This window comes from Buttiauxella izardii, from assembly GCF_003601925.1.
GTDB classification, from domain to species: Bacteria; Pseudomonadota; Gammaproteobacteria; order Enterobacterales; family Enterobacteriaceae; genus Buttiauxella; species Buttiauxella izardii.
The window spans coordinates 29,077-46,359 of record NZ_QZWH01000006.1; the positions used below are offsets into that span (position 1 = coordinate 29,077).

16 protein-coding genes are annotated in these 17,283 nt (G+C 52.0%); 5 read left to right on the top strand and 11 right to left on the bottom strand.

The window, feature by feature from the left end; all coding sequences use genetic code 11:
* Nucleotides 1–1,638 carry a selenium-dependent molybdenum cofactor biosynthesis protein YqeB gene (yqeB, locus tag D6029_RS03160; protein ID WP_120063378.1) on the top strand — a complete coding sequence of 546 codons (1,638 nt, stop codon included), beginning with the start codon at nt 1–3 and terminating at the stop codon, nt 1,636–1,638.
* Nucleotides 1,639–1,734: 96 nt separating this feature from the next.
* On the opposite strand, the gene arcC is transcribed toward yqeB, so the two are convergent.
* From arcC to ygeW, 5 genes are all read right to left on the bottom strand, one after another.
* Nucleotides 1,735–2,667, bottom strand: coding sequence for a carbamate kinase (gene arcC, locus D6029_RS03165; RefSeq protein WP_120063379.1), 933 nt, complete (start codon nt 2,665–2,667; stop codon nt 1,735–1,737).
* A gap of 18 nt (nt 2,668–2,685) precedes the next feature.
* Nucleotides 2,686–4,077 (bottom strand): dihydropyrimidinase, encoded by a 1,392-nt coding sequence (hydA, locus tag D6029_RS03170; RefSeq protein WP_120063380.1) that lies wholly within the window; start codon nt 4,075–4,077, stop codon nt 2,686–2,688.
* A gap of 53 nt (nt 4,078–4,130) precedes the next feature.
* Nucleotides 4,131–5,348 carry a YgeY family selenium metabolism-linked hydrolase gene (locus tag D6029_RS03175; protein ID WP_120063381.1) on the bottom strand — a complete coding sequence of 406 codons (1,218 nt, stop codon included), beginning with the start codon at nt 5,346–5,348 and terminating at the stop codon, nt 4,131–4,133.
* A gap of 44 nt (nt 5,349–5,392) precedes the next feature.
* Entirely contained in the window at nt 5,393–6,592 is a 1,200-nt protein-coding gene (gene dpaL, locus D6029_RS03180) for a diaminopropionate ammonia-lyase (protein ID WP_120063382.1), read from the bottom strand.
* Between the two features lie 67 nt (nt 6,593–6,659).
* Nucleotides 6,660–7,847 (bottom strand): knotted carbamoyltransferase YgeW, encoded by a 1,188-nt coding sequence (ygeW, locus tag D6029_RS03185; RefSeq protein WP_147365217.1) that lies wholly within the window; start codon nt 7,845–7,847, stop codon nt 6,660–6,662.
* Between the two features lie 497 nt (nt 7,848–8,344).
* On the opposite strand from ygeW, the gene D6029_RS03190 reads away from it, so the two are divergent.
* Entirely contained in the window at nt 8,345–10,132 is a 1,788-nt protein-coding gene (locus tag D6029_RS03190) for a sigma-54 interaction domain-containing protein (protein ID WP_120063384.1), read from the top strand.
* Nucleotides 10,133–10,195: 63 nt separating this feature from the next.
* Here the strand turns inward: D6029_RS03190 and xdhC are convergent, their stop codons facing one another.
* The 6 genes from xdhC to flgA form a co-directional block, all read right to left on the bottom strand.
* Nucleotides 10,196–10,678, bottom strand: coding sequence for a xanthine dehydrogenase iron sulfur-binding subunit XdhC (xdhC, locus tag D6029_RS03195; protein WP_244212367.1), 483 nt, complete (start codon nt 10,676–10,678; stop codon nt 10,196–10,198).
* The gene (gene xdhB / locus D6029_RS03200) at nt 10,675–11,553 is read right to left on the bottom strand and encodes a xanthine dehydrogenase FAD-binding subunit XdhB (protein WP_120063385.1); all 879 of its coding nucleotides are present in this window, start codon (nt 11,551–11,553) and stop codon (nt 10,675–10,677) included. The genes xdhC and xdhB overlap by 4 nt, the downstream gene beginning before the upstream one ends.
* Before the next feature lie 4 nt (nt 11,554–11,557).
* The gene (gene xdhA, locus D6029_RS03205; RefSeq protein ID WP_244212370.1) at nt 11,558–13,852 is read right to left on the bottom strand and encodes a xanthine dehydrogenase molybdenum-binding subunit XdhA; all 2,295 of its coding nucleotides are present in this window, start codon (nt 13,850–13,852) and stop codon (nt 11,558–11,560) included.
* Nucleotides 13,853–14,133: 281 nt separating this feature from the next.
* Complete coding sequence (flgN, locus tag D6029_RS03210) at nt 14,134–14,559, bottom strand: flagella biosynthesis chaperone FlgN (protein ID WP_120063387.1); 426 nt, start codon at nt 14,557–14,559, stop codon at nt 14,134–14,136.
* 4 nt (nt 14,560–14,563) lie between these two features.
* Nucleotides 14,564–14,857, bottom strand: coding sequence for a flagellar biosynthesis anti-sigma factor FlgM (gene flgM / locus D6029_RS03215; RefSeq protein ID WP_120063388.1), 294 nt, complete (start codon nt 14,855–14,857; stop codon nt 14,564–14,566).
* Between the two features lie 98 nt (nt 14,858–14,955).
* On the bottom strand, nt 14,956–15,615 hold the full coding sequence (flgA, locus tag D6029_RS03220; protein WP_120063389.1) for a flagellar basal body P-ring formation chaperone FlgA: 660 nt from the start codon (nt 15,613–15,615) through the stop codon (nt 14,956–14,958).
* A 152-nt stretch (nt 15,616–15,767) separates the two neighbouring features.
* Between flgA and flgB the strand changes: the two genes are divergently transcribed.
* From flgB to flgD, 3 genes are read left to right on the top strand one after another with little or no spacing between them, the layout of a single operon-like run.
* Complete coding sequence (gene flgB, locus D6029_RS03230; RefSeq protein WP_120063390.1) at nt 15,768–16,184, top strand: flagellar basal body rod protein FlgB; 417 nt, start codon at nt 15,768–15,770, stop codon at nt 16,182–16,184.
* A 3-nt stretch (nt 16,185–16,187) separates the two neighbouring features.
* Nucleotides 16,188–16,592 carry a flagellar basal body rod protein FlgC gene (gene flgC / locus D6029_RS03235; RefSeq protein WP_120063391.1) on the top strand — a complete coding sequence of 135 codons (405 nt, stop codon included), beginning with the start codon at nt 16,188–16,190 and terminating at the stop codon, nt 16,590–16,592.
* Between the two features lie 11 nt (nt 16,593–16,603).
* Entirely contained in the window at nt 16,604–17,281 is a 678-nt protein-coding gene (gene flgD, locus D6029_RS03240; RefSeq protein WP_120063392.1) for a flagellar hook assembly protein FlgD, read from the top strand.
* Nucleotides 17,282–17,283 lie beyond the last annotated feature (2 nt).

Genomic DNA, 17,283 nt, shown 5'->3' on the forward strand with positions numbered 1-17,283 from the left:
ATGAAAATTTTCGCAGAAGCAGCAAAACTGGAGCAGCAAAATAGCCCTTTTGCGCTGGCTCAGATTGTTGATTGTCGAGGCTCGACACCTCGTCATTGTGCGCAAATGCTGGTGCGCAACGATGGCAGCGTGATGGGCACGATAGGCGGTGGCATGATGGAACGCCGGGTGATTGAAGAGGCGTTACTGGCGCTTGCCGAACGTAAACCCCGGTTATTTCATGGGCGTATGGCGCGTAACGGCGAGGATGCGGTGGGCTCTGACTGTGGCGGCGCGATGACCGTTTATATTGATATTCATGGTTACAGCCCGCGTCTGGTATTGGTGGGGGCGGGGCATGTTAACCAGGCGATTGCCAAAGCGGCTGCGGCGCTGGATTTTAATATTCATGTGGCGGATGTGTATGCCGAAAATCTAAACCCCGACAATTTCCCACCGGCGACCCGTTTACTTCACGCGGCGAGCTTCACCGAAGCCATTGAACAGTTGCAAATTGAACCGGAAGATTACGTGGTTATTGCTACCAACAGCCAGGATAAAGAAGCGCTGGACTGCCTTATTCAGCGCCCCGTGAAGTACCTGGGTTTGCTGGCAAGCCGCCGTAAAACTCAAACTTTCCTCCAGCAATTGCGCACCCATTGTGTCCCTGAAGCAAAACTTGCCCGTTTACATGCGCCGATTGGTTTCAATATTGGCGCGGAAACACCACAAGAAATCGCCATTAGTATCCTGGCGGAAATCGTGCAGCACCGTCATCAAGCACCAGGCGGCCCGATGAAAGAAAAAGCAGCAGAAAAAGTGGGGCGGCTGGTGGTGATTCGCGGTGCGGGAGATATCGCGACTGGCGTTGCATTACGCCTGTGGCACTCAGGTTTCCGCGTCGTGATGTTGGAAATGGCACAGCCTACCGTTATCCGCTGCTCGGTGGCTTTTGCGCAAGCTATGTTTGATGGTGAAGTGACGGTCGAAGGTGTAAAAGCGCGCTTTGTTGCGAATGTGGATGATGTCCCCGCGGTATTACAAGCCGGTGTTATTCCGGTATTAGCCGATGAACAGGCGAGTTTGCTGCCTGTGCTGCAACCCGATGGGCTGGTGGATGCCATTCTGGCGAAAGTTAACAAAGGGACGCATCGTGGAATGGCTCCGGTCACTGTGGCCCTCGGCCCAGGATTTGAGGCCGGGAAAGATTGTGACGCAGTAATTGAAACAAATCGTGGGCATTATCTGGGGCGGGTTATTTACCAGGGGCCAGCACAGGCCAACACCGGCATCCCGGGAAATATCAAGGGTGAAACCACTCGGCGCGTGATGCGTGCGCCCGTGGCCGGGAAAATACGTTGCTGCGTGAAGCTCGGCGATGTGGTGAATGAAGGGGATCTCGTGGCCTACATTGATGACACGCCGGTGATTGCGCCGTTGAGTGGCATGGTGCGCGGGTTGCTCAACGAGGGGTTGAGTGTCACCGTCGGTTTTAAAATTGGCGATATTGACCCGCGTGGACTGGAAGCTGATTTTACCACGGTGTCAGATAAAGCCCGCGCCATTGGCGGCGCGGTGCTGGAAGCGATGATGGCGTTACCGAGAAAACCGCAGCGAGTAAAGCAGGCAGTTGCCAGGGAAGTGGAGTTGGTGGATTAGGTTTGTCGGATGACGCTGCGCTTATCCGACCTACGAAAACCCATTGGCGGTATGGTTCCGTAGGGTGGATAAGCCGCAGGCGTCATCCACCATTTTCTACTGGCTAATCACCGTGCCGGTTTTCCCTTCGATACCTTCTTTGGCCTTTTCCAGCACGGTAATCAGCGTCTTACGACCAGGGCGGCTGGCGGCAAATTCCACCGCGGCTTCCACTTTTGGCAGCATAGAACCTTTGGCAAAATGCCCTTGTTGAATAAAACGCTCGGCATCGCTCACGCTAAGGTTATCCAGCCATTGCTCGCCAGGCTTGCCATAGTTAATGGCGACCTTTTCCACGGCGGTGAGGATAATCAACATATCGGCGTTGATCATCTCAGCGAGTTTGGCGCTGGCCCAGTCTTTATCAATAACCGCATTCGCCCCGCGTAGATGGTTGCCTTCACGGATAACCGGAATGCCGCCGCCACCGACGGTGATCACCAGTTGCCCTGCGGTGAGCATCGCTTTAACGGTTTCTTTTTCGATAATATCGACAGGTTTTGGCGAGGCGACCACACGTCGCCAGCCGCGTCCGGCATCTTCCATCATCTGATGACCATTAGCCATCATGACTCTGGCTTCTTCGTGGGTGAAGAACGAGCCAATAGGTTTGGTTGGGGAGAGGAATGCCGGGTCGTTTTTGTCGACTTCCACCTGGGTAATAATCGTCGCGACAGGGGTTGCCAGGCCGCGCAGATGAAGCTCTTCACGCAGGGCGTTTTGCAGGTCATAACCGATATAACCCTGACTTAACGCCACGCAAACAGACATCGGTAACATCGGGGTATGAGCTTCGGTTTTAGCGGCGGCCTCAAAGGCCCGGTTAATCATCCCCACTTGTGGGCCATTCCCGTGAGTCAGGACAACTTTATGTCCCTGTTCAACTAAATCGACAATGGCGCGAGCGGTGATTTTCACCGCCACCATCTGCTCTGCCAGGCCATCGCCCAGAGCGTTTCCTCCCAGAGCCAGTACGATTGTTTTTTTCATCCTTTCCTCATTTGCCTGTTAGTGATTAAAAGTTTTACAATCAAAAGGTTGGCGCCTAATAAAACGCCCATGACCCGCCGTCCCGACAAATTTTCCCTGGCTCCAGACCGTCTTGCCACGCGACAAGGTATGGCGTATTTGCCCCTGGCAAACCCGGCCTTCATACGGGCTGTAATCGGCATTGTCATGCAGTTCGCTGTGGTGAATGGTGGTGCTGGCTTTAGGGTCAATAATGACGACATCGGCGTCAAAACCTGGGGCGATGCTGCCTTTACGTGGCCACAGCCCAAACAATTTTGCCGGCAGGGTACTGGTGAGTGAGACAAAGCGTTCTGGTGAAATTCGCCCGCTCATCACGCCTGCGGAAAACAGCAGCAACAGGCGGTTTTCCACGCCCGGAAGCCCGTTCGGGCAGCGGCTGAAATCACCACCGGAGAGCGCGAGCCGTTGCTGGTAAGGGAAGGTGCAATGGTCGGTGGCGACGACATCTATCGAGCCGTCGTGTACTCCGCACCACAATGCATCTTGTTCGCTGGCCTCGCGCAGAGGCGGGCTGAGAATAAATTTCAATCCGTCTTCACGCAGATAAAGCCGCTCATCCAGCAGTAAATATTGCGGGCAGGTTTCCACCCAAACGGGCTGATGACGCGCTTTGGCTAGCCGCAGGTAATCCAGGCCGAGGCCGTTGGAAAGATGGACGATATACAGCGGGGCATTACCAGAAAGCCGGGCCAGATTAATCATGCGCGCAACGGCTTCTGCTTCACATTCAGACGGGCGACTGCGGGCGTGGTACAGCGGAGCGGTGAGCCCTGCGGCAAGATAATCAGCGCGCCGCTGGGTGATTACCGCATCATTTTCTGGATGCACAGTGGTGAGCGCGCCAGCGTCGTTAAGCCTCTGCAACGCGCGTAATACCTCACTGTCATTCAGTTTATAGAGATAGGTCAGGTAGAGTTTAAAACTGCTGATGCCTTCATCAACCAGAGAGGGGATTTCGTCGAGGATGGCATCGTCAATGTGCTGAATGACGCCATGAAAACTGTAGTCGATCACCGCTTTACCACGGGCGTAGCCGTGATAAACCTCTAATTGATGGTGAAGGTTGCAGCCTGCCGGGCCAAAACCCATGTGGTCAATAATGGTTGTTGTACCGCCACACGCAGCAGCGCGGGTGCCGGTAAAAAAATCATCACAGCTACGGGCTATTCCAACGTCAATATTGAAATGTGTGTGAACGTCAATGCCGCCGGGCATGACGTAGCAGCCTTGCGCGTCAATCACCTCGCAGCCATCCGGTAGGGGAATATTGATAGCCAGTTGTTCAATAATTCCGTCACTTACCAGCACATCAGCCATGACCTGGCTATCTGCGTTGACGACGCAGCCATTTTTGATAAGCACCTTCATGATATGAACTCCGTAACAACCCCGAAGGAAATCCTTCGGGGTTTTGGGTGAGGTTATTTCTTCAGTTCAGACAGGTAGGCCAACGGAATTGAGGCATACAGCGCGGCACAGGTGACCAGATGGTCTTTCCAGGTTTTTTCGTTCGGCGCGTGAGCTTCCGGTTCTTTGCCAGGGCCGAAACCGATAACAGGAATACCGTGACGACCCATAATGGAAACGCCATTGGTCGAGAACGTCCATTTATCCACCACCGGATCTTTGTGGAACAAACCCTGATAGGCGTGGCTGAGAGTTTTAACGGTGATATGGTCTTCTTCTACTTTCCAGGTAGGGAAATAACATTCGGTTGGATACACCAGGCCAGTCCACGATGGGCGGTCATATTGGTACATGGAAACGGTGGCGTTAACGGCTTTGACTGACTCGAGGGCGCGGATTTCTTCCAGCGCACCTTCCCAGGATTCACCCCAGGTTAAGCGGCGGTCGATAGAAACGGCACAACTGTCTGCCACGGCGCAGCGGCTTGGCGAGGTGAAGAAGATCTCTGAAACCGTTAGCGTGCCTTTGCCCAGGAAATCGTCATTGCCCAGACGGGTGGCCAGTTGTTGTAACTCGTTGAGGATTGGCCCCATTTTAAAGATGGCGTTATCGCCACGTTCTGGTGCCGAGCCGTGGCAACTTACGCCCTGAACATCAATGCGGATTTCCATACGGCCACGCTGGCCGCGATAAATCTGGCAATCTGTGGGTTCCGTGCTGACCACAAATTCCGGGCGAATCCCTGATTGTTCAATGATGTACTGCCAGCACAGGCCGTCACAGTCTTCTTCCTGAACGGTGCCGGTGACCAGCAGGGTGTACTGATCTTCCAGGCCTAAATCTTTGATAATTTTCCCGGCGTAAACCATAGAAGCCATCCCGCCTTCCTGGTCAGATGCTCCACGGCCACCAATTAACTCTTCGGTTTCCATGCCCTGATAAGGGTCGAAAGTCCAGTTTTTCATGTTGCCGACGCCGACGGTATCAATGTGGGCATCCATCGCAATCAGGTGCGGGCCGTGGCCGATATAACCGAGAATGTTGCCCATTGGGTCGATGTCGATTTTATCGAAACCGACTTTTTCCATCTCTTGTTTGATGCGATGCACGACGCGTTTTTCATCGCAGCTTTCGCTTGGAATGGCAATCATGTCGCGCAGGAAGCGGGTCATGTCGGCTTTGTAATGTTCAGCTTTTTCTAAAACCAGTTTAAATGGAACCTGCTTAGTCATTTCTCTAACTCCCTTAATGAAACGTATCAGTGAACCGCAGTGGTTCACGCAGTTGTGGGGTGAGCGCCTTCCCAGACCACTTCGCGGTAATGTTTCACGTCGGTATCTCCTTCAGTGCTGATGAGCAATACGACGGAATCGTGGTTAAGTCCCAGTTTGGCTTTGAGTGTTTCGCGTTGTGGGTGGTAATGAACGGCGGCAAGCACACCGAGGCCTACGGCACCGGACTCGCCAGAAATAATGCGTGGGTCTGCGCCTAATGGATTGCCCAGCACACGCATACCGAGAGCGGCAACGGAGTCCTGGCACGAGATAAATTGCGTGGCGCAATTGCGCAGCACTGTCCAACCGAGGGGATTAGGTTCACCACAGGCAAGACCGGCCATGATGGTCGGCATATCGCCACCGACGTTGACCATTTCACCTTTAACGCCTGAGCGGTAAATGCAGTCTGCCAGTTCTGGTTCAACCACCACGCAATGGAGGTTCTGCGCCCCGTAAACATCAGCCAGATAACCCAAAACTCCACCCGCCATCGCCCCCACACCGGCTTGTAAAAACACGTGCGTAGGCCGTTTGATGCCAAGCTCTTTCATTTGCTCAACGGCTTCATCGGCAAGCGTCGAATAGCCTTGCATGATCCAGGTCGGGATTTTGGTATAGCCTTCCCAGGCGGTGTCCTGCACGACTTCCCAGCCACGTTCTTTGGCGATTTTCATGGTCATGCGCACGGTGTCGTCGTAATTCATATCGGTGACGATGCATTCCGCGCCAAGATTGAGAATGTGATCCACACGTTCTTGCGCCGAGCCTTTCGGCATATAGACCACCGCATGCTGGCCTAATTGCCGCGCAGCCCACGCCACACCACGGCCATGATTGCCATCGGTGGTGGTGGCGAAGGTCATTTTTTCTTTGATGGTGTTTTTGATTTTCTCGAAGGAGAAATCGTTGATATCCATCTGGTATTTTTCGCACAGCAATTGCGCTATGGCGTAGGTGCCACCGAGCATTTTGAAGGCGTTAAGGCCAAAGCGTTGAGACTCATCTTTCACCAGAATCTTGCCGACACCGAACAAGTTGGCAAGCTCTGAGAGGTCACACAACGGAGTCGGTTGGTAACCGGCAATTTTCTGGTGGAAAGCACGGGCTTTGCGGGTTTGTTCGCTGGTGAATTGCGGGGATATTTCACCATTGAATAAACGGTTTTGTTCGATAGCTAACTTCAATGAGAAAACAGACATAACCCAACCTCATTTAGCAAAAGACGTTTTGCTGGAGGAGACTCTGGCCCGTAGGCCAGAGGCCATGTTATTTAACGCGCTTAACGGCATCTTTCAGCAGTTTTTCAAGGACCTGACCGGGTTTGGCGTATTTGCGCGATAAGATCATCGCGGCGATGATGTAGGGCTTCCAACTGGCTTCTTTGTAGGTTTCGATGCGGTATTTTTCAAATACACCTTCGGTGACTTCGCCTTCTTTACAAGACACGCCGGAAATATCAGCAGGCAAGCAGTGCATGTAAAGTGCTTCGCCGCCGCGAGTCAGCTTCATCATCTCTTCGGTGCAATGCCAGTTTTTGTGGTTTGCGTTTTGCGCCAGGCACTGTTGTTCCAGTGCTTTCAGGCCGTCGTGATCGTTGGCGCGCAGCAGAGTGGTGCGCTCTTCCATGACTTTATAAGGCGCCCAGGATTTTGGATAAACGATATCGGCATCTTTAAACGCCTCTTCCATCGAGTTGACCTGGCGGAAGCTGCCGCCGGAAGATTTGGCATTGTTTTTAGCGACTTCCACCACATCGGGTATCAACTCATAACCGTCTGGATGAGCCAGCGTGACGTCCATACCAAAGCGGGTCATCAAGCCGATGATGCCTTGTGGAACCGACAGCGGTTTGCCATAGCTTGGGGAGTAGGCCCAGGTCATGGCGATTTTTTTGCCTTTGAGGTTTTCCAGTGAGCCAAAATGCTCACGCAGCCAGGCGAGGTCAGCCATAGATTGCGTTGGGTGATCGATATCGCATTGCAGGTTTACCAGCGCAGGGCGCTGAGGCAGCACACCTTCTTCGTAACCTTCATCCAGAGCGGCACCCACTTCACGCATGTAAGCGTTACCCGCGCCGAGGAACATGTCATCGCGAATACCGATGGCGTCCGCACAGAAGGAGATCATGTTGGCGGTTTCGCGCACGGTTTCGCCGTGGGCAATTTGTGATTTGCCTTCGTCGAGGTCTTGTTGCGCCAGCCCCAGCATGTTCAGCGCGGAAGCATAGGAGAAACGAGTACGGGTCGAGTTATCACGGAAAACCGAGATCCCTAAACCGTTGGTAAATACGTTGGTAGCAATGTTATCGGCACGCATGGATTTCAGTGCAGCGGCGACGTCAAGGACTTGCTTGAGTTCATCCGGACTCTGTTCCCAGGTTAACAGGAAGTCCTTTTCATGAAGATGAGAGTTAAGTTTGCTGAGATCTTTAATTAAATCATTAATCGTTTTCATCAAAACACCCTTTGTTATGACTGGTCACAGGACTGTTGTTCTGTGCAGAATTAACCCACCGAATCTGTATGAGCTGTTTATTCATTAACAATAAGTATGCCAGGTACGAAAAAAGGTCCGATTGGCCTGCCTGGTAAATTAAAATTGTGAGCGCAATCGATAAACTTAGATTATTTAGGGGCTTTTAAAGGGCTGTGTTATAAGGCGGAGCGAATCAAAACCAATTAGTCTGTGCGAGGAAAGTCATACTTTTATGGATTATCAGAAGCTTGTTCTCAAAATTGATAACAACGTCGGGTCAATTATCAATTTGATAAGTAAGCTGTGAGGCTGCGGAATATTTATTTATAAGGGAATGACGTCAGGCAGGTTATTATCAATGTTTAGGATTGCCGGATTAGTATTATGAGACGTCTGTAAGAGATGGCCCGGCGTTCAGTAAGATATCGTTTCTATCAATAATTGTAATTGTTTAACTACAAAGGGAATTATCGATAATGATGGCTGTAAATTCTCAGTCGGTTCTGATGCAGATCCAACCGACAATCATCCGCTTCGCTAAGATGCTGGCAAGTGTACTGCAACTGGAAATCGAGATTGTTGATGTCAACCTGGTGCGCGTGGCAGGCACCGGCCCTTTTGCCAGATCCCTGGGCCGCAAGCTAAACACTAATTCACGTCTATTGAAGCATGTTATTGAATCAAAGAAAGAAAAGGTTGTCACTCAGTCAGGCGTTGATCCTATCTGTGAAGGATGTACAGATAAGCAAAATTGCCGTGAAAAAGCCTTCCTCGGTACACCGGTCATTTTTCAGAACTCTTGCGTCGGCGTGATTAGCCTTGTTGCCCTTAACGGTGAGCAGCAGGAACGAATAAAACACAACTTACGCGAATTTTCTGATTATGTTCAGCATATCTCTAATATCTTTATTTCCCGTCTTCTCGAAGATCAGAGCGGGGATAGTAACGCCAGCGGGATTCTGTTAAGTCTTATTGATAATATGGACCAAGGGGTATTGATTCTTGATAAAAATAATCAGTTAAAATTTGCGAACCCGGTCGCATTAAAAATACTAAAATCCACTCATGAGCAACTGATGGGGAAAACGATTTCTGCCCGGGCGCTGACTTTTCAGAATTCTTTTACCAGCGGCCATATGCAATATATTATTTCTATTGACGATCATAGCGAAATAATTATCGGGCAATTGCTGGCGGTGCAAGAAAACCAAATGTTTTTAATGGCCTTCCATCAATCGCATACCGTTATCAACACGGAACTGAGTCATGAAGTTCCGCAGATTGAACATATCATTGGTGAATGCCAGCCGATGCTGGCATTAAAGCGATTAATAACCCGCATCGCGCCAGGCCCATCGAGTGTGATGATTACCGGTGAAAGTGGCACCGGTAAAGAAGTCGTAGCATGGGCGATTCATAAGCTCAGTCACCGTAATGACAAACCCTTTATTGCGATTAACTGCGCGGCTATTCCGGAACAATTATTGGAAAGCGAACTGTTTGGTTACGTTAAAGGCGCTTTTACCGGGGCTTCGACCAATGGCAAGCAAGGGCTGATTCAGGCCGCCGACCACGGAACACTGTTTCTTGATGAAATTGGTGATATGCCGCTGGTTATTCAGGCCAAATTGCTCCGCGCCATTGAAGCGCGAGAGGTGCAGCCAATAGGTTCCAGTAGGCCCATTGCGGTCGATATTCGTATTATCTCTGCCACCAATCAGAACCTGGAAAAGTATGTTGCCGAGGGGAAATTTCGCGAAGACCTCTATTACCGTTTGAATGTCATTCCGGTCATATTGCCGCCCCTGCGGGAGCGCAAAGAGGATTTGTCTTTGCTGATTCATTATTTTCTCAATTTGCACACTAAGCGTATCGGGCTGGTTTATCCGGGTATCGCTCCTGATGTTATGGCGCTGCTGGCGGCGTATCAATGGCCGGGAAATCTGCGTGAGTTAAGTAACATGATGGAATACCTGGTCAATGTGGTTCCGTCCGGTGAAGTGATCACTACTTTGCTATTGCCGCCGAACATGGTTAATCAACGGCACAATGTGGTTGTTTTGAATAAAGAGCATGCCGAACAAGTTAACGACCACAGTGAACTCACGGAGCATGGCGTGCATGCCCTTGAAGAAATGGAAAAACAGCTTATTGCCGAAGCCCTGGTCCGCCACGGTAATAAGAAACTCGCTGCGGATGAACTGGGAATAGGGATTGCGACCCTGTATCGCAAAATAAAGAAGTATGAACTGCGCTCCGCCTGATTCTATTTCAGGCAGAGCGGGCAAGGGGAGTGGGTGCCAGATGAGCCTCTCTCCCCCTGCAATTTACGGCTTTTCGATTTCGCACTTCTGAACCGCATCCACAACCATCTGGTAACCCGTGCAGCGGCATAAATTCCCCGCCAGACCCTGGCGGATTTGCAGCACCGTCATGGGTTGGCTGCGCGGTTTTGCCAGCAACGCGGTGGCTGCCATGATGAAACCTGGCGTGCAAAATCCGCATTGTACTGCGCCACTTTCAGCAAAGGCTTGCTGAAGTGAGGAAGGTTTCCCCTTCACCCCTTCGCCTTCTACGGTACGAATAACTTTACCCTGCGCCCAAATGGCTAAGTAAAGGCAGCTATCAATCGCGGTGCCGTCAATTAATACCGTGCAGGCACCGCATTCGCCGACGCAGCAACCTTGTTTGATACTGAGAAAACCTAGCGCGCGTAATGCATCGGATAACGGCATGGCGGGGGAAGCGTTAAATTGAAAGTTTGCGCCGTTAATTTTGCAGTTGATGGTTTTGTTATTCATTGCGCTCATTGAATTTCCCCTCCAGCCTGTTTCACCGCCAATTCGATAACCCGCTTTGTCAGCGTACTAATCAGATGTAAACGGAAAGATTTTTCCGCACGCCAGGATGTTCTCGGTGAAACATCTTTTGCCACCGCCTCCGCGATAAAAGCCAGAGTATGTCGAGTTAACGGTTGCCCGAATGCGGCCTGTTCTGCATGAGTGCAGCGCACAGGCGTTGGTGCGGCGACACCGAAAGCCAGTTTGATTTCCCGGAAGCGGCCCGCGTCTATTTCACACAAGGCACTACAGCCAATGGTTGAAATGTCCATGGCATCGCGCATCGCGTATTTGAAACTTGCCGCTACTTTGTTGCGGTAATTTTCTGGCTTGAAATGGAAGGCCACCAGCACTTCACCGTGGGCTAACGCCACTTTGCCAGGCCCGGTATGAAAACCGTTAATCGAGGTAAAGCGGGTGCCTTGCGGCGTGGCAATTTCCAGTTCGGCATCGTAAATCAGCGACGGGCAGGCTGAGTCTGCGCTGGTGGCACCATTGCAGATGTTACCGCCATAGGTGGCGACATTACGGATTTGTGGCCCGGCGATAACGGACGCGGAGGCTGCCAGCGCAGGAAGGTGATTTTGCACTAGCGGATGCTCAATGAGTTCGCTAAATGTGGTGCCAGAGCCAATGCGAATATGACCGGTGTCACTGCATGTCACTCCGCGCAATTCGGGTAAATCATGGATATCTACAATATGGCGAAAACGGGCGTTGAGATGATGGAGTTGAATCAGTACATCGGTCCCTCCAGCGAGCAGGCGGGCCTGATCGTCTTCCATTAAAAGTGCAACGGCGTGCGCGACGCTCCCGGCATGGTAGTAACGTTCAATGTCATACATAGCATTATCCTTTTATCAGCCCGGCCTCGACGAACTCCTGAAACAGGCGTTTTGGCGTGAGAGGAAGCGTGTTGATGGCAACGCCCGTCGCCATGCGCACGGCATTACGAATGGCGGTGGCAGGGGAGATAATCGGCGGTTCGCCCAGCGCTTTATGGCCGTAAGCCGACTGCGGCTCATCAGTCTGAATAAAGGCACATTCCAGCGTCGGCAGATCGGGCATGGTCGGCATTTTGTAGTCCAGCAAGTTGGGGTTTCGCACCACGCCGCTTTGCTCATCAACGATGATTTCTTCAAAAAGTGCCCAGCCAATCCCCATACCCATCCCGCCATGAACCTGGCCTTCTGCCAGAATCGGGTTAAGAATTTGCCCCGAATCATGCAGGTTTAAGATGCGGTTGATGGTGACTTTACACAGCGGGATATCCACGGTGACGTCCACAAAGGTGCAGCCATAGGTTGGCGGATTAGTCTGGGTTTTAAAGGAAGATTCTGCCGAAAGTTGCCCGCCTTGTTCCGGGTGGTAGAACGTGTGCATGGCAAGGTCTGCCACGCTCAGCAAAGCGTGTTCCGGACGTGTTTCCAGCACGATATTGCCATCAATAATCGTCAGGTTCATTTCAGGAAGATGCAGCATTTGTGAGGCGTGATGGAGGATTTTTTGCCGTAATATTTGGGCCGCCTCACGCAAGGCCGGTGCGGTGACATAGCTTTGACGCGAGGCAAATGCCCCAGGGTCAAACGGGGTGATGTCTGTATCCTGAGTAGAGATGGTGTGGATCATTTCAAACGGCATGCCGATGGTCTGGGCGACCATTTGCGCAAAGACGGTATCGGCACCTTGCCCGACTTCCGTGGCTCCGCTTTGCAGATTGATGATTCCGTCCTGGTTGAGCACTAAACGCACGCTGGCAATTTCGACGCCAACCGGCCAGGTGTTCGAGGTATAGCTAAAACAGGCCACGCCAACGCCGCGCCGCACATCCCCCGAAGTTTGCAAACAGGCCGCTTTACGTTCATCCCATGCGAAGCGTTCACGCCCTTTTTGCAGGCATTCTATTAACCCGGCGCTGTAAATTGGCCTGTTGTATAGGGTGTTGATATCACCTTCGCGAGCGGCATTGAGAATACGGATATCTACCGGGTCGATGTTTAAGGCACACGCCGCATCGTCCAGTAATGATTCCAGAGCAAAGATGACCTGCGGCGCGCCATACCCGCGCATGGCCCCCGCAGCCGGAAGGTTGGTGTAGACGGTTGTAGCGTGGAAACCGTAGGCGCTGCGCGGATAAAGCCAGGAGATTTTACTGCCCGCCGCCGCTGCAATTGAATGCCCGTGGGAGGCGTAAGCGCCAGTGTTGGACAGAATATCTAATTCAAATCCTTTTAAAACGCCCTCGGTTGAGAGGCCCAATTGCGCATCAATATGGAAAGCATGACGGGTGCGAGAGGCAAAGAAACACTCTTCGCGGCTGATTAACACTTTGACTGGAATGCCGCCCAGTTTTAACGTCAGAAATGCCGCCATGGGCTCTTCCAGCACATCCTGTTTATTGCCAAAGCCGCCGCCAATATAAGGCTTTATCACGCGTATTTTTGACCACGACATGTTGAGTGACTGCGCGACAATGCGGCGCACGATATGCGGAATTTGGGTACTCGAGATAATCGTGATGCGGTCGGGCTGTTCCATCCAGGCAAAACAGGTGACGCCTTCCATATGGCAGTGTTGCACAACAGGAGTTTTAAAGCGGCCTGAGAACTTGTGATCCGCAGCCTGCATGGCGGCAGTAGGGTTGTTGGTTGCGGCTTCGCTGCGTTTGAGCAGATTGCCGCCAGCATGAATCGCGGTGGCATCGTCGGCCAGCGCCGCTTCGGGTGAGGTGATTACGGGCAATTCTTCCCAGGTGACTTCCACCGTTTCAGCCGCTTTTTGCGCCGTGAGTTCATCACGCGCCACGACAATAGCCACGGCATCGCCGAAATGCCGCACGTGTTGTGTCAGCAAACGGCGGTCGGCAATGTCCTGTTTGGCAGGGTCGAGCGTCCAGGCATGGCCCGCCGTGGCGAAGGCGATATCCGGCACATCTTCCCAGGTAAATACGGCAACGACACCGGGGATTTCAAGCGCTGCGCGGTAGTCAATGGCACGGGCATATCCGTGGGCGATGGGGCTGCGAACGTATTTGGCATAGCACATGCCGGTCATCGGGATATCGTCGGTGTATCTGGCTTGCCCGGTGACTTTGGCAAGCGCATCGACTCGCAAGCAGGGCAATCCTAATGGTGTATTACCCATTCTTTCTGACATGGTTTTGTCTCCATCCTCAGGAATAAGGTCACGCTTCGTTTAGTTCCTGAGTGAAGCAAGATGCACGCCAGTGATCGGCATTGGTCATTTTTAATGACAGCAATGTGATTTCCATTGGAAAACAAGGTTTTGTACAGGCAAAGGGAAGGGGCAATCAGAGGTTTTTTTTCTCACAATGATAGCGGGCGCTCATTATGATAAATCCGGAATCAGTTCAGTGAGGATTCACCATCATAAGGCTCATCCTCACTCGAGTTTTGACAGGCGTTTTAAATCGTTATTTTTTTATTCCCACCACGACTCACTGTTGTCGCTTGTCCGTCAGCACCGTAAAGATTCGGTTCCTGATGCGGCTTAAGCACGGCCAGCGCTTCTTCATTGCGCGTCAACTGGTCTTCTAATAACCAACCATTGTGCTGATTGATATCACGCAGGTGTTGCGTTTTTTGAGTAATCGTCTGCCAACGCTGGCTGATATCCGCGCTGTTTGCAGGTTGTGCATTTTGTTCGGCGCGGCGAAGCTGCTCGAGATAATCAAGCGTCGCTAATAATGAACTTTTATCTTCGGTTATGCGCTGCAATGCACTGCCATTCACATGGCCTGCGGATAATTGTTGCTGCTCGGCGTCCATCACCTCTTTAAGAGAGTTGAGCACCACAGTCATTTGATCCATCACTTCTAACAGACGACTCATGCAATTATTTACTCGATAAATAGCTTTGAGCTTCCTGGATTAATGCATCGGCGATTTTGCCGGTATCCATTTTTAGCTCACCATTGCGGATAGCAGTTTTGAGTGCTTCAACGCGTTCCATATTAATGTCACCGCTGCCTGGCTGAATTAACTTCGCCTGCGCATCGCTGAGTGTCACATTGGTGCTGTTTGGGGTAGTGCTCTTTTCCAGGCGGCTCTTTTGAACAGGTGCGTCGGAGGTTTCGCGTGGTTGTACGGTACTTACCGGTTTCAAAGGAGATGTGCGGTCAATACTCATTTTCTTTTCCTCTTTGAGGGGCAATTTCTATCATCTGTTAACACAATATCGGCAGTGATTGAGGAACCTTTATAGCCTTCTTTATCGCCAGTGGAATATTACAGGTTAATCAGAATATTCCCATCCGTGCTGACGACGCCGCTCACAATCTGACCCGAATCCATCCGCACTCGTGCATTTTGAGCCACCGCAGCATTATTCAGCGCTTTGCCTTCACTGTTTACGCTAAAACCTTCGCCCGCAGCCACCACTTGCACGCGTTGCCCGGCTTTGACTCGCCAGGACTGACGCACCATCGACAGCATAATCGGTTGATTAGGTGCGATATCACGCAGCGTCACCGCACTGTTGGCCTGGTTGATATCCAGCATGGCGCGCGGTGGCAGTTGATCCAATCGCCCACGCTTGAGTTGCACCTGGCTTTCATTGATCACCGTGCCACGCGGCAGAGCCTGAAGCGCCACCACGTAATTCCCGGTCGCCTGAACTTCCGCCTGAATATAGCGTTTGTCATTTCCGCATCGCGCCAGAACGCTCACGTTGCCCCACAAGCGCCCATTTCCCGGCATCGAAAAATCGGGTAGCGGACAGGAAGGTAATTGTGCGTCGGGGGTTTTTACAATTACCGACACCTCATCGCTAATTCCCACCAGACGTTGCTGAAAAAACTGGCTCAACGGCACATCCAGAATACTGGCAAAAGTCTGCGGGCAGGCCAGTAAAAGGGCAATCGTGCTCCAGGTTTTAAATCCCGCCATCTTGCTACTCCTTGTTCAGGTTGCAGTGATTTTAACCGTACTGCGAATTGATCAAGGCGATAAATAGCGACGCATTTTGTGTCTATTCCAACGATAACGCACGCGTAAGGGGATTTAAGCTGTCGGACAAATCCTAATTATGCGGAGGGAACATGCTCGACAAACTGGATGCCGCACTGCGATTTCAGCAAGAAGCGATAAATTTGCGTGCCCAGCGTCAGGAAATTCTGGCAGCCAATATCGCCAATGCGGACACGCCGGGCTATCAGGCTCGCGATATTGATTTCGCCAGTGAAATGAAAAAAGTGATGGAAAGAGGACGCGCGGAAGGCAGCGGCGTAACGCTTGCGCTCACCTCGGCTCGCCATATTCCGGCGGCGACCCACACCACACCTTCGCTTGATCTCCTCTACCGTGTTCCTGACCAGCCATCAATGGATGGTAATACCGTCGATATGGACCGCGAACGTACGCAATTTGCCGATAACAGCCTGAAATATCAGTCGGATCTGACGGTTCTCGGCGGCCAAATCAAGGGCATGATGTCCGTGCTGCAACAGGGTGGCTAATCCATGGCATTACTGAATATTTTTGATATTGCCGGTTCGGCGATGACGGCGCAGTCCAAGCGCATGAACGTCGCGGCGAGTAACCTGGCTAACGCCGATAGCGCCACCGGCCCGGATGGTCAACCGTATCGCGCTAAGCAGGTTATTTTCCAGGTTGATGCCGCTCCAGGTGCTGAAACCGGTGGCGTCAAAGTGACCGGCGTTGAAGAAAGCCAGGCACCGGACAAACTGGTGTTCCAGCCGGGCAACCCGCTGGCGGATGCCAAAGGTTACGTGAAAATGCCAAACGTGGATGTGGTCGGCGAAATGGTCAACAGCATGTCGGCATCGCGCAGCTACCAGGCCAACGTGGAAGTACTCAACACCGTGAAAAGCATGATGTTGAAAACCCTGACTTTGGGTCAGTAAAGGAGTGACTGATGGGCATCGCCGTTAATATGAATGACACCACCACCAGTGGTGTTAATAGTTTATCGGGTAGTAGCAATCTGACAGGTAACAGCGCGTCTGACCTGCAGAGTAGTTTTTTGACGCTGCTGGTTGCGCAGCTCAAAAACCAGGACCCGACCAACCCTCTGCAAAACAACGAATTAACCACCCAGCTGGCACAAATCAGCACCGTGAGCGGCATTGAAAAACTCAATACCACGCTCGGTTCAGTATCTGGCCAGTTGACCAATAACCAGTCGGTGCAGGCGAGCGCCTTGATTGGTCACGGTGTGATGATCCCCGGCAGCAAAATTCTGGCTGGCAGTGAAGCCACGACGCCGTTTGGTGTCGAGCTGCAACAGGCCGCCGATAAAGTCACCGCCACGATCACTGATAACACCGGCAAAGTGGTTCGGACGCTCGAGATTGGCGGGCTGACCGCAGGCGTTCATACCTTCACCTGGGATGGCACCGCCACCGACGGCACGACGGTACCGGACGGCGCTTATAACGTTGCCATTAACGCCAGCAACGGCGGCACGCAACTGGTTGCTCAACCGCTGAATTTTGCGTTGGTCAACGGTGTGACACTCAGTAACGGCAAGACCTTGCTCGACCTCGGTACGTACGGCACCTCCACACTCGACGATATCAGGCAGATTATCTAACG

Excerpts from the sequence above, each read along its gene's own strand:
- flgD (WP_120063392.1), top strand. The coding sequence starts at position 16,604 with ATGGGCATCGCCGTTAATATGAATGACACCACCACCAGTGGTGTTAAT.
- flgB (WP_120063390.1), top strand. The coding sequence starts at position 15,768 with ATGCTCGACAAACTGGATGCCGCACTGCGATTTCAGCAAGAAGCGATA.
- flgA (WP_120063389.1), bottom strand. The coding sequence starts at position 15,615 with ATGGCGGGATTTAAAACCTGGAGCACGATTGCCCTTTTACTGGCCTGC.
- flgN (WP_120063387.1), bottom strand. The coding sequence starts at position 14,559 with ATGAGTCGTCTGTTAGAAGTGATGGATCAAATGACTGTGGTGCTCAAC.
- xdhA (WP_244212370.1), bottom strand. The coding sequence starts at position 13,852 with ATGGGTAATACACCATTAGGATTGCCCTGCTTGCGAGTCGATGCGCTT.
- arcC (WP_120063379.1), bottom strand. The coding sequence starts at position 2,667 with ATGAAAAAAACAATCGTACTGGCTCTGGGAGGAAACGCTCTGGGCGAT.
- dpaL (WP_120063382.1), bottom strand. The coding sequence starts at position 6,592 with ATGTCTGTTTTCTCATTGAAGTTAGCTATCGAACAAAACCGTTTATTC.
- xdhB (WP_120063385.1), bottom strand. The coding sequence starts at position 11,553 with ATGTATGACATTGAACGTTACTACCATGCCGGGAGCGTCGCGCACGCC.
- yqeB (WP_120063378.1), top strand. The coding sequence starts at position 1 with ATGAAAATTTTCGCAGAAGCAGCAAAACTGGAGCAGCAAAATAGCCCT.
- D6029_RS03190 (WP_120063384.1), top strand. The coding sequence starts at position 8,345 with ATGATGGCTGTAAATTCTCAGTCGGTTCTGATGCAGATCCAACCGACA.
- D6029_RS03175 (WP_120063381.1), bottom strand. The coding sequence starts at position 5,348 with ATGACTAAGCAGGTTCCATTTAAACTGGTTTTAGAAAAAGCTGAACAT.
- hydA (WP_120063380.1), bottom strand. The coding sequence starts at position 4,077 with ATGAAGGTGCTTATCAAAAATGGCTGCGTCGTCAACGCAGATAGCCAG.
- xdhC (WP_244212367.1), bottom strand. The coding sequence starts at position 10,678 with ATGAGCGCAATGAATAACAAAACCATCAACTGCAAAATTAACGGCGCA.
- flgM (WP_120063388.1), bottom strand. The coding sequence starts at position 14,857 with ATGAGTATTGACCGCACATCTCCTTTGAAACCGGTAAGTACCGTACAA.
- ygeW (WP_147365217.1), bottom strand. The coding sequence starts at position 7,847 with ATGAAAACGATTAATGATTTAATTAAAGATCTCAGCAAACTTAACTCT.
- flgC (WP_120063391.1), top strand. The coding sequence starts at position 16,188 with ATGGCATTACTGAATATTTTTGATATTGCCGGTTCGGCGATGACGGCG.